This window comes from Fusibacter ferrireducens, from assembly GCF_015352425.1.
GTDB lineage: Bacteria > Bacillota > Clostridia > Peptostreptococcales > Acidaminobacteraceae > Fusibacter_A > Fusibacter_A ferrireducens.
Window position 1 is genome coordinate 201160 of record NZ_JADKNH010000003.1, and the last position, 12593, is coordinate 213752.

The 12593-nt window shown below is 35.8% G+C and carries 12 protein-coding genes; 11 read left to right on the forward strand and 1 reads right to left on the reverse strand.

Annotation, left to right across the window (positions count from 1 at the left end):
• The first annotated feature begins 73 nt into the window (after positions 1-73).
• From ISU02_RS06010 to ISU02_RS06055, 10 genes are all read left to right on the forward strand, one after another.
• Positions 74-1357: a sensor histidine kinase gene (locus tag ISU02_RS06010; RefSeq protein WP_194700902.1), complete on the forward strand. Its 1284-nt coding sequence runs from the start codon at positions 74-76 to the stop codon at positions 1355-1357.
• A complete protein-coding gene (locus ISU02_RS06015) occupies positions 1335-2189 on the forward strand; it encodes a DNA-binding domain-containing protein (protein WP_194700903.1) in 855 nt (284 codons plus the stop codon). Before ISU02_RS06010 ends, ISU02_RS06015 begins: the two co-directional genes overlap by 23 nt.
• A 158-nt stretch (positions 2190-2347) precedes the next feature.
• A complete protein-coding gene (gene gltS, locus ISU02_RS06020) occupies positions 2348-3535 on the forward strand; it encodes a sodium/glutamate symporter (protein ID WP_194700904.1) in 1188 nt (395 codons plus the stop codon).
• A 213-nt stretch (positions 3536-3748) separates the two neighbouring features.
• Entirely contained in the window at positions 3749-5044 is a 1296-nt protein-coding gene (locus ISU02_RS06025; RefSeq protein WP_194700905.1) for an efflux RND transporter periplasmic adaptor subunit, read from the forward strand.
• A gap of 11 nt (positions 5045-5055) precedes the next feature.
• Positions 5056-5757, forward strand: coding sequence for an ABC transporter ATP-binding protein (locus ISU02_RS06030; protein WP_323985015.1), 702 nt, complete (start codon positions 5056-5058; stop codon positions 5755-5757).
• Entirely contained in the window at positions 5754-6950 is a 1197-nt protein-coding gene (locus tag ISU02_RS06035) for an ABC transporter permease (protein WP_194700906.1), read from the forward strand. The genes ISU02_RS06030 and ISU02_RS06035 overlap by 4 nt, the downstream gene beginning before the upstream one ends.
• Before the next feature lie 56 nt (positions 6951-7006).
• On the forward strand, positions 7007-8455 hold the full coding sequence (locus tag ISU02_RS06040; RefSeq protein ID WP_194700907.1) for a sensor histidine kinase: 1449 nt from the start codon (positions 7007-7009) through the stop codon (positions 8453-8455).
• 9 nt (positions 8456-8464) lie between these two features.
• Complete coding sequence (locus ISU02_RS06045; RefSeq protein WP_194700908.1) at positions 8465-9163, forward strand: response regulator transcription factor; 699 nt, start codon at positions 8465-8467, stop codon at positions 9161-9163.
• A 165-nt stretch (positions 9164-9328) separates the two neighbouring features.
• Positions 9329-9754 (forward strand): DUF3842 family protein, encoded by a 426-nt coding sequence (locus tag ISU02_RS06050; protein ID WP_194700909.1) that lies wholly within the window; start codon positions 9329-9331, stop codon positions 9752-9754.
• Positions 9755-10115: 361 nt separating this feature from the next.
• Positions 10116-10937 (forward strand): methyl-accepting chemotaxis protein, encoded by an 822-nt coding sequence (locus ISU02_RS06055; protein ID WP_194700910.1) that lies wholly within the window; start codon positions 10116-10118, stop codon positions 10935-10937.
• A 58-nt stretch (positions 10938-10995) separates the two neighbouring features.
• Here ISU02_RS06055 and ISU02_RS06060 read toward each other — a convergent pair whose 3' ends face one another.
• Positions 10996-11622 (reverse strand): GTP pyrophosphokinase, encoded by a 627-nt coding sequence (locus ISU02_RS06060; RefSeq protein ID WP_194700911.1) that lies wholly within the window; start codon positions 11620-11622, stop codon positions 10996-10998.
• A 201-nt stretch (positions 11623-11823) separates the two neighbouring features.
• On the opposite strand from ISU02_RS06060, the gene ISU02_RS06065 reads away from it, so the two are divergent.
• On the forward strand, positions 11824-12435 hold the full coding sequence (locus ISU02_RS06065) for a LysE/ArgO family amino acid transporter (RefSeq protein WP_194700912.1): 612 nt from the start codon (positions 11824-11826) through the stop codon (positions 12433-12435).
• Positions 12436-12593 lie beyond the last annotated feature (158 nt).

Below are 12593 nucleotides of genomic sequence, written 5' to 3' on the forward strand. Positions count from 1 at the left end.
CTAAATTCAAGGTGGCTAAACTTAAATTATAGCGTTATAATAATACGTGTTGTTTAAGATAAGGAGACCTAAGATGAAAATGAAGCAGTCTGACAGAGTACAATTTTTAAAAGCAGTAGGGATAACGATATTGTTAAGTGAAATGTATTTTTATCCGTTTAATGGCTATTTTAGATTTTCTGCCGGCATTATTGCACTTAATTTAATCTATCTGCTCTACAACAAATTTTCATGTGTCAAACTCTCAATGGTATCTGGTGGAGCAATTATCGTATTGAGACTTTTATGGGAGATTGGAGCTGTGGGAAGTACCATTCAAGTTGCTTTTTTAAGCCATGTGCCTTCACTTATTTTCTATATGGTCTTTGGCTTGCTGCATGAACTGAGAAAGCTAAATCTCGATCAGACTAAACTTTTGATGCAACTGTTTCTATTTGCCTGTATAGATGGCATTGCCAATATTGCTGAGGCGGCAATTAGAGGAGATCTTTCATATCGCGTGATACAGTTGATATTTTTAATCAGTGGCATCAGAATATTAATTGCCTCTGGGATCTATTTAGCCGTTAAGGCCAATGAACTCTACATAAGAAATTCAGAACATCAGAAGCGTTATGCACAGCTCAATGTTCTCGTTTCTAATATTCAGACGGAACTGTTTTATCTCAATAAATCTCAAAAGGACATTGAAGATGTTATGAGCAAGAGTTATGATTTATATCATTCACTTGCGGATCAAGTGGAGTATTCAGAAAAAGCACTGGAAATTTCGAGAAGTGTCCATGAGATTAAAAAGGACTATTCAAGGGTTTTGGCGGGTTTCAACAACTTTATTATGGATTTCGAAAAAGAAGATTCCATGAAGCTCAAAGATGCCTTTAGGATTATAAAGGCAAATACTGAAAAGCTGATCCTTGAACTTAAAAAAGAGCAATGGATCGATTTAGCGCTTTCCAATCAAGATGATTTTAGCTTGAAAAATTATTATGCGCTCTTTACCATGCTCAACAATCTGGTAATAAACAGTATTGAAGCGGCCACTGCACCTGTGCGTGTGAGCGTCGAAGAATATAGCGATCCTGAGTTTATCTATTTTAGCGTAAAGGACAATGGGATCGGCATAGAATCAGATTTGATGTCCTATCTTTTTAAACCTGGATTTACGACAAAATTTGATTTGAATACAGGAAAGGCCTCTACAGGTATGGGACTGTCTCATGTGAAGAGCACTGTGGAGAGTTTGTCAGGAGAGCTTGAATTTAGCTCTATACCTCATAAATGTACCTTGTTTACAATTAAAATTCCTAAAAATCAGCTGATAAGGAGTTCTAAAGATGAAGACAATAATGATCATTGATGATGATACCACCATTATAAAAATGCTTTCCATGATTATTGAAAGCAACCAACTTGGGAAAGTATCGGCAACACTTGAAAGTGGCGAATACGCTGTGGATGAAGTGCTGTTTTATAAACCGGATATTTTGTTGATAGATCTTTTATTACCTGTAAAAGATGGCATTAAAATTATACAGGATTTAAAAGCAAAACAGTATTCAGGCAAATTTATTATGATTTCTCAGGTGGAAGATGAGCAAATGATATCCAAAGCGTATAAGGAGGGAACGCTTTTTTATATTTCTAAACCCATTAATGCAAATGAGGTGGTTAGTCTTATAAGAGAAGTGTCTAGAGTTATTGATTTGGAAAGATCTGTGGCGATTATACATGGGGCACTGATGCCTCTTGTGAAAGAGAGTACTGAGGAGAGAAAAATAGATGTCTATTCTAGGATGGATCAAATATTGGTTGAACTTGGGATCTCTTCAGAGTCTGGCGCTGAGGATTTGAAAGCGGTTCTAATGGATATTATGAAACAAAAGAGTTTAAGTCCTGAAGGTTTCTATCAGCTTCAGCAGAGTTATGAAAATATTGCCAAAGGTCAAAATGCAAGAACTGTGGAACAACGCATCAGAAGAGTGATCAATAAGGCTTTTATGCACATTGTGGAAATGGGTTATGATGATCTTTATCATCCGATATTTCAAGAGTATGCAAGTCTTTTGTTCGATCTCAAACAAGTCAGGATGGAAATTCGAAGGATTGATGATCGCGATAAGCCCAAAGGCAAAGTGAACATTAAGAGATTTATCGAAGGTGTTCTTGCGGTTATGAATAAAATTCAATAGAGAGTTGAAGTGCAAAACAGACTATTGACACTCTATTCTGATAAATTATCACAGCAATAGTACTTAAAATTTGTTACCTTTTGTTACAACTTGTAGCATGCCCGTAAAATATAAAAAGAATGTGTAAGCATTCAAAATAATTTTATGGGGGAATAAGAATGATTTTAAAATTAACAATGATACAAATGGCGGCTTTGTCTGTAGTTGTTTTGTTTTTAGGACAATTTCTCAAGAAAAAATTTCATATTTTAGAGAAATACTGTATTCCATCACCTGTAGTTGGAGGCATTGTTTTTGCATTATTGACATTGGGGTTAAAAATAGCAGGGATACTTGAATTCGAAATGGATACAACTTTGCAGAGCTTTTTTATGATTACTTTTTTTACAACGGTTGGGTTTACCGCTTCTTTAAAAATGCTTAAGACAGGCGGGAAAGATGTTTTTCTATTCTTAATATTGGCAATTATATTAGTTGTATTTCAAGATATTATCGGGGTTGGACTCGCAAAATTATTCAATTTAAATCCGTTGATCGGGCTTTCGACTGGATCTGTTCCCATGACAGGTGGACATGGCACTTCAGGTTCTTTTGCACCAAAGTTTGAAGAACTCGGCGCAATTGGTGCTACCACAGTTGCAATGGCATCTGCCACATTTGGTTTAATTGCAGGCAGTACAATTGGTGGTCCGGTAGCAAATGGGTTGATCAACCGCTATGAATTGCATCGCGAACATTCCAATAGCAATGAAGGTAGTGATGTTTCAGCAGTTGAAACACCTGTCGTTTCTTCAGCAACCTTCTTATCGGCAGCTTCAGTAATATTAGTGGCAATGGGGATTGGGACGATCTTGTCGATGCTATTAGAGCGTACAGGCATGACTTTTCCGCCATATATCGGTGCAATGTTTGCGGCTGCTATTATTAGGAATATAGTAGATGCAAGCGGCAAAGCATCATTGAAAGCATTTGAAATAGATATTATTGGCAATGTTTCTTTGTCACTTTTTTTAGCCATGGCACTCATGGGACTGAAGTTATGGCAATTGGCTGATTTGGCATTGCCTCTAGTGGTTATGTTGCTGGCCCAGGTTGTCTTTATGGCATTCTTTGCTTATTTTATCACTTTCAATATCATGGGTAGAAACTATGATGCAGCGGTTTTGGCGGCAGGACATTGTGGATTTGGAATGGGTGCAACGCCGAATGCAATTGCCAACATGGAAGTGGTTTCTGCAAAATATGGGTTTAGCTATAAAGCCTTTTTTATTTTGCCTTTAGTCGGCAGTTTGTTCATTGATTTTGTGAATGCAGGTGTGATTACTTTTTTCGTAAATCTTTTTTAGTAGTAAAAGAATTTAATTATAATATATCGTTTAAATTTATAGAGCGTTTGCATAAATAGTTGAAAAATTATTTATTGCAGACGCTTTTTATGTTGGTATTTAGAAAATTTTAAGAATCAATTTAACTCGGATTTACATATAGACTTTATGCTAGGGCTAAATGGATAAGCTTTTAAAAGCGCATCGGGCATTAAAAAAAATATGGAGGCAATTATGAAATCTAAAATGAAATGGATCATTACAATGATCTTGGTTGCAATCTCAATTGTAGCGTATGTCGTATTTGGCAATGGTGCAAGTCAAGAATCAAGTGCGAATATAACGTCAACAACACTTAACGAATTTACTATTATTGAAATGCCATTGACCGAAACGTATACCACTACGGGTACTATAACCCCACAAGAAGATGATATTTTGGCTGCACCATTTGATTCAAGAATTGATAAAAAATATGTTGAACTTGGTCAAAAAGTTAAAAAAGGAGATGTGCTTTATGAATTAGATGCAACTGATGTTCAAGATCAAATTAGATCTATGGAATACGATATCGCAGTACTTAATAGCAGCATTAACAGCAGTTCTATTGTGGGCAGTATAGCAAAAGAGAATGCAGTTATTGAGGCTGAAAAAACGCTTAATACAACAAAAAGTGATTGGGATGACGCCAAACAGATATTTGATGCAGGAGCATTATCGCAATTGGAGTTAGACAACTATGAAACCGCATATAACAATGCTAATAATCGATATTTAGAAGCTAAAAAAACATTAGATGCTTATTATGCAGAAAACGATATTACACTTTCAAAACGTAAATTAGAATTATTAGAACTCTCACTACAAGATTTAAAAGATGAACTTGAGGATACTAAGATATTAGCACCATTTGATGGTGTTGTAACTTCTGTTTATAAAAATGAAGGGGATGCAGTTGTTGAGAAGGATCAAATATGCAGGATAACTAATATGTTGCTTTTGGATGTAAAAGCGAGTATCAGTGAATATGATCTTCAGAAGTTTACGATAGGAATGCCTGCAACCGTATCAACACTTTCTGATAGAACAAAGACCTATACAGCGTCTGTATCTGCACTGGGTTATTTAGGTGAAATTTCTGGCTCTGAAGTAACACTTCCCCTTACTTTAACACTTGATAAAGCTAATGATGTTCAAATGCTTTTGCCTAACTTTACAGTTACTATTGAAATTTTAACAGATTCTTCAGAAAATGCTCTTGTAGTTCCTTTTGAGGCAGTTTCTAAAAATAAAAAGGGTGAAAGTATTGTCATGAAAAAATCTGGAGATAAAAATGTCCCTGTAGTTGTAGAAAGTGGCATTACAAATGAACTCTATATGGAAGTACTTTCTGATGAACTCAGCGCTGGTGATACAATCGTCTACAGCACAGCAGTTGAAAATACTGCAAATAATTCAAGGAGTATAATCCCAATGGGAGGCGGCGTACCACCAAGTGGTAAGGGAAGACCAGCAGGCTCTAATAACTAGGAGGTGGCTTAATGGCTATTATTGAAATGAAATCTTTGACTAAAGTATATGGGCAGAAATCACTCTCTGTAAAAGCGATTGATGATATTGATTTTATCGTAGAAGAAAATGAGTATCTAGCAATAACAGGTCCATCAGGTTCTGGAAAGTCTTCACTCATGAACATCATTGGCTGTCTTGATCGTGCTACATCAGGAACGTACAAATTAGATGATATATCCATAGAATCTTATAAATCAGAAGGACTGGCTGAAATTAGGAATCGTAAAATTGGATTTGTTTTTCAATCTTTTAATCTGATTCCAAGAATGTCTGCACTCCATAACGTAGAATTACCGTTAATCTATGCAAATGTTTCTTCAGAAGAGCGCAGAAGGCGCAGTGAGGAGGCACTTAAAATTGTGGGACTCACGGATAGAATGATGCATAAGCCCAATGAACTTTCTGGAGGACAAAAGCAGAGAGTAGCCATCGCAAGGGCTCTTGTTATGAATCCAGCTGTTATATTGGTGGATGAACCAACAGGTAATTTGGACTCACACTCAACAGAAGAGATTTTAGTTTTGTTTAGAGATCTTCATAGACAAGGAAAAACGATTATTATAGTGACCCATGAAAGTGAAGTCGCACATCAAACGGATCGTAATATTGTTATTCGAGATGGTAAGATCGTCGAAGATCGGAAAATATTTAGAGTGGAGGCGGCGGTATGAATTTGATTGAATCCTTTAAAATCGCCATTGCATCTATTATGAGCAATAAGTTTCGATCATTCTTAACTATGCTGGGATTGATTATTGGCATATCCTCTGTGGTTACTATTGTAGCAATAGGTAATGGTTCGCAGAATTCAATAAAATCTACATTAGATAATTTGGGTACCAATGTGATTACTTTACAAGCAAGTCGAGGTGTGAGCTTGTCTTCAACTGAAAAATTGAATATTTCAGATGTAGAATCGCTTAAAATTAAATTTGGAGGAGAAATCTTAGATGTTGTACCACAAATTAGTATGAGTGCTACGATTATGGAAGATGTTGACGATACAAGTTTGACTTTAACGTCATCTGGAGATCAACTTTCCAGTGTGGAATCTGTGAATATGCTTTATGGGCGAGAATTCACTTTAGAAGATTTAGAGAAAATGAAAAATAATATTATTGTTGATAATGAACTGGCAGAGGAAATCTATGGAAGTTTAGATGAGGCGTTAGGACAACAACTCTTTTTAAATTCCCAATACAGTTATAAAATTGTAGGTATTTACGAAAAAAAGGATTCCAACTCAGGTTTTAGTACGGCAAAAGGTTATGTCCCATACACTACACTTCAAAAGAATTATAATGCAGGGGTTACTTTTAATAGTATCAAAATTGCTTTAGAAAGTGATGTAGATCCCTCAGCCTTTGGAGATAAGGCCATAAGCTACATCGGAGCCAAAAAAGGGAATGCCGAGGATCATAAGTACACAACTTACAGCTTAGAAGAACAAATAGAAATGATTTCATCTGTAATGGGCTCTCTAACGCTTTTGATCAGTTCAATTGCCGCTATTTCGCTCGTTGTTGGCGGTATTGGTGTCATGAATATTATGCTGGTATCTGTGACAGAGCGGACAAGGGAAATTGGCATTAGAAAAGCACTGGGTGCAAAATACCATAGCATTCTCATGCAATTTCTCATCGAGTCTGTTGTGGTTTCGGGTTTAGGTGGTATAATAGGGACTATATTAGGCGGCTTTTTATCCAAAACGGCCAGTCGTCTGATGACACTGGAAACATCAATAGATGTCAATACGGTTATATTGGCGACTGTATTTTCTGCAACCATTGGGATTGTATTTGGGGTTTATCCAGCCAGTAAAGCGGCTAAGCTAGATCCAATTGAAGCCTTGAGATATGAATAATATATTGGATTAAAGCCTTGAAATATGAAGATTATATTAGAATGACGCTCTGAGATATGAACCATTTATTGGATGGATATATCAACTTGAAAGGAACAGATATGAAATCACATTCACTTCGAAGAAAGGCAATTGTAACATTTTTGGTGAGCAGTATCGTATTTATTGTGCTGATTACACTGGCTTCAAGAATTTATATTGACTATGTCACGTCAACTTTTATTGAAAATAGAGAGTTTTCTAATGATTTTATCAGTGGTGAATTTTCAAAGATCATCCGCTTCTATGTTGAAAAGGACCCAGACAAGCTTGTGAGTTCAGACATCTTAACTTTGTATTCAAGCCTTGAAGATAAAATGAAAATGACCATTGTCTACAACGATGATGTCATTTATGGGAGAAGTTTTTATATTGAATACCTTGAAAACGAAGTGCAAATGAAAGATCGGGTAGAAATCTTTACCACCGAAATAGAGGGGAAAAACATGATTCTGATTCAACAGAGGCCAGTACTCGGTGACGATGGCGAGGATGATCGAAAGGGCATACCGATACCTTTTAGAAGAGTAGATCAATTTGCAACGTTTTCCTTCGTAGGTTATTTAATTGTGCTCATTGTGATTTTTATGTTTTTCATCAATCGTATTCTAAAGCCACTTGAAGATGTAAAGCTTGCCGCTCACGAAATCAAGAAAGGGAATTTGGATTTTAAGATTGAATATACAAAGAAGGATGAAATCGGGGATGTCTTTGATGCCATAGAGGAAATGAGAAATGAGCTCAAAGAAGCATCTGATCTCAGGATGCAATATGAAAAGAATAGAAATGAACTGTTATCCAACATTACACATGACTTGAAAACGCCAATCACATCCATTAAAGGCTATGTGGAAGGTATCATAGATGGTGTGGCAGACACGCCAGAGAAAATTCAAAAATATGCGAAAACGATATACAAGCATTCTGTAGATATGGATGCACTTATAAATGATCTCTTTTTGATGTCGAAACTGGATGTAGATCAAATGGTCTTTAATTTTGAAAGATTTGATCTATCTGAGTTTTTAACGGATTGCTATGAGGATTTCTATTTTGATTTATCCTCTCATGATATAAAAATCCAATATGACCATGTAGCTAATGAGCCAATGATAATTGAAGGAGACCGTCAGACTTTAAAACGCGCTGTGATCAACTTGATTCAAAATAGCATTCACCATCTAGACAAGGAGAACAAGTGGATTCATTTGACTTTATCCTCTGAAGATGGCAATGCGATCATTAAAATTAGAGACAATGGCAAGGGCATTCCTGAATCCGAGATCAAAGCAATTTTTAAGCGATTTTATAGAATTGATGATTCAAGAAGTTCTGGATATGGCGGCAGTGGCATTGGCCTATCTATTGTTGAGAAAATAATCGAGAAGCACCGAGGCAATGTAATTGCAAAGAGTGAATTTGGTGAATGGACTGAAATGATAATCACCATTCCAATTGTAGAATAGGAGCTGTATATGAAACATATTTTAATAATCGAAGATGAACTCGATATTGCGGAACTTGAGAGAGATTATCTGGAGATCAATGGTTTTACAGTTGATATTATACCCAATGGTACTTTAGGTCTAAAAATGGCCACACAGAATCATTATGATCTCATTATCTTGGATATTATGTTGCCTGAGATAGATGGTTATAAAATTTGTAAGACGTTGAGGCCCGTGTTGGATATTCCTATTATCGTCGTATCCGCTAAAAAGGATGAAATCGATAAAATTAGAGGCTTGGGCATTGGTGCAGATGATTATATTACAAAGCCTTTTTCACCGCAAGAGCTTGTAGCTAGGATCAAATCGCATCTATCGAGATATGAACGGCTAAAGTCGAATAATATGACACATCAAAAGGAAATTCATTACAATACCCTTAGGATTGAACCCGAAACAAGACGTGTTTTTTTAAAGGATGAAGAAGTCACAATGACCACTAAAGAATTTGATTTGCTCTTGTTTCTAGCCTCTAATCCGGAGATTGTATTCAATAAAGATTATCTTTTTGAAAAAATATGGGGTATGGAATGTGTGGGCGATGTGGCAACGGTTACGGTGCATATCAGAAAGATTAGAGAAAAAATAGAAAAAGATCCTTCTGATCCTCAATATATAGAGACTTTATGGGGAGCAGGTTATCGATTCAGAAAAAATGCACTTTGACAAGGTTTTAAGAAATACGGTATTCTAAATTGTCACAAAACAGAAAAGTTTAAAAAAGCTTTAAAAAAGTTTTTAATAGAGGCAAGTATTTGAACAATAAGGTTCAAATTATAGTAAAATAAAAAATGAACAGCTTATTTAATAGGATTATAAGGGGAGATTACAATGAAAATAGCAGTAATAGATGGACAAGGTGGCGGTATAGGAAAAGCGCTTGTTGAAGCCATCAAGGCAGCGTATTCCAATAATGTATTGAATGCTGATGAGCTTGAAATATTTGCATTGGGCACTAATGCCCTTGCCACTTCACTGATGCTTAGAGCTGGGGCCCATCATGGCGCCACTGGAGAAAATGCAATCGTTGTCAACGCACCAAAAATGGATATTATTATGGGACCTATTGGCATTATAAGCGCCAATGCTCTACTTGGCGAACTCACACCTAAAATGGCAGAAGCCATTTCATCTTCAGAAGCTTGTAAAATACTAATTCCAATTCACAAATGTAATATAACGGTGGCAGGTGTAATTTCCAAACCACTGGCGGGCTATATAGAAGACGCCATCGAAGGCATCAATAAGGTTTGTTAGGGTGTGATAAAAAAATAAAATGAGCCGTATAAGATTGAAAAAGTAAAGAAATATTGACAGGTTTATTAAATAGAAATAAATCTGTCAATATTTCTTTACTTTTTGGCGTGCAAAATAAATGATAAATAGGAAATCGTATACTTTTGTCTACAATAGAGGCTAAGAAAAGCTGTATTTTGTCGTTCGCTGATGTTCATTTCAATTTTTAAGGCGCTTTTTTTTATTTTTAAGACCCTTATTTTAATTTTAAGGCAATTTAGTTTATTCTATTTGTCCGTTTTCTCTGGCACTAAAATTGCTTGATATTTAATGTAAAAAACAATAATTGAGGTGTCATTATGTCGCAAATTAAGGAAATACTATGTCACAAATATTAGAGCATTTGATTCACTCTGCACCATATTTGAGCCAATTGAGCTTGAAAGAAATCGCAATAGCGGTTACAGATCGACATAAATATTTAAAATATGTGCCAGGAAAACAGCTGGATCACAAGGTTTCTAAGGGAGATCTGATAAAGCATGGCTCATTGGTGGATTTGGCAATGAAAAAACGTGAAAAACAGTATGCACTCGTTGATGAATTGCTGTTTGGTATTCCCTATGTGGGTGTGGCAATCCCTATAGTTGATGATGAGACAAATGAGGTGATTGGCAGTCTGTTTTTAGGTGAAAGCACAGAGAAACAAGAAATGTTGAAATCGATGGCAAAAGAGCTTTCAGATAACATCTTTGAAGTCAATGCTTTTACTCATGAAATACATTTGAAATCCAATCGATTTTCAGGCCTTTCAGAACAACTGTTGAAAATTGTAGATCTATTTAATATTAAGATCTCTGAAATTAATAAAATAACCCAAGTGATCCACAACATTTCAAAACAAAGCAATATGTTGGGTATCAATGCCGCTATAGAATCCGCCAGGTTTGGTGAGAAGGGGAAAGGATTTGCTGTGGTTGCAGAAGAAATAAGCAACTTGTCAAAGCGAAGTTATGAGTCCATTGCTGGCATCAATGAAATCACTCAAGATATAAAAAGAGATAGCGAAATCATACACGCAGAGGCCAATACGGTTAATGAAATCGCTCACGATATCTCTAAGATTCTCAATGAGCTGTCAAGTGCAGTTGAGGGCATCTATGGCATGGTGGAAGAGTTGACAAGTTTATCTGAACAGCTCTAGTGCCTTAAAACACTCTCAAAATGACAAACGATTTGATTAAGGGCATTTTAAAACGGCATTATTCTAAATCATTGATGGAGTGCTTTAGACTGTACATTCGATTGTCTAGATCAGAAATGAGGTCGGCACATTCTTTGAGTTGCCTTTGGATGCTTTTAGGTGCTTTTTCACGATATTTATAGTAAATTTTATGTTCTATACTTGCCCAAAAATCCATTGCAATGGTTCTAATTTGTATTTCAACTCGGGTAGGGACAATGCCGCTACTCAGGAAAACAGGATACTCAATATGCAAATGCAAGCTTTTGTAACCATTTGATTTTGGATTTTTAATATAGTCCTTTATTTCTACAATTTTAAAGTCATGTTGTTTGGAGAGCAATTCAACGACACTGTAAATGTCCGCTGTAAAGGTACAAATAATACGTATACCCGCTATGTCGAAAATGTTATTTTTTGCATTTTCGACTGTGGGCTCCAGATTAAGTCTTTCAAGTTTCTCAGTAATACTGTTGAATTTTTTAACGCGGTATCGGATGTGTTCAATGGGATTGTAATCGTGTATATTTCGAAATTCTTCGTCTAAGATAGAAAGTCGTGTTCTGATTTCATCTACGGCAAACTTATGCACTAAAAGCAGATCTCGCCAGGGTTTCATTTCTTCTGTCAGTAGAGCTTCATACATTATCAATACTCCTTATGTTTTGATTTAAGTACATTATACCCTTATTTCATCACTTTGTCACATCGAAGCAAGGCAGATTATCTATCTAATTAGGGTATTTTTTTGAATTATTATGTACGTTTATAAGTGATTGATGCATCACAACCTGTTCTCGGGTATTATGGAAAATAAAAAGACATCTTTATAGGGGGACAGATTGGGATGAAGTATTTTATTGACGGATTACTGCTGGGCTTTGCCTATGTGGCACCAATAGGTGTGCAAAATATATTTGTGATCAATTCTGCTATTAGTGATAAGCGTATGAGGTCGTTTTTGACGGCTTTGATTGTTATATTTTTTGATATCACTTTGGCACTGGCATGCTTTTGGGGCGTTGGCAGCTTGTTTGAAAATGCATATATATTGAAAATGGTTGTGTATCTCGTTGGAGGAATTGCCGTCGTCAAAATAGGTCATGGATTATTGAATTCAGAGATCAAGGCCCCTACAGAAAGCGCAGAGACTTTACCCATTTCAAAAGTGATCGTATCCGCTTGTCTAGTGACTTGGTTTAATCCTCAAGCCCTGATTGATGGATCGCTCTTATTGGGAGCGTATAGAGCTTCGTTGGCGCCTAATTTTGCACTATTATTTATTGTAGGTGTTTGTATTGCTTCGATGACTTGGTTTGTGAGTCTATCCAGTATTATTGCCACTTTTAAGTATCAAATGAGCGTAAAGATCTTAACGATCATCAATAGAGTTTGTGGTATCGTGATTGTATTTTACGGGTTGAGATTGATTTATATTTTTTTAGAAAATGCATTTTAAAAGTCGAATGAATAAAAAAAAAACTGTATTCAGTGAAAATTGCGGCAATTACAAATGAGAATTAAGTCGATTGTAAATGAAAGATGAGATGGATACAAATGAAAATGAAACGATTGTGATTTATGCTTTAGATCATTTTAAAAACAAAATGATTTAAG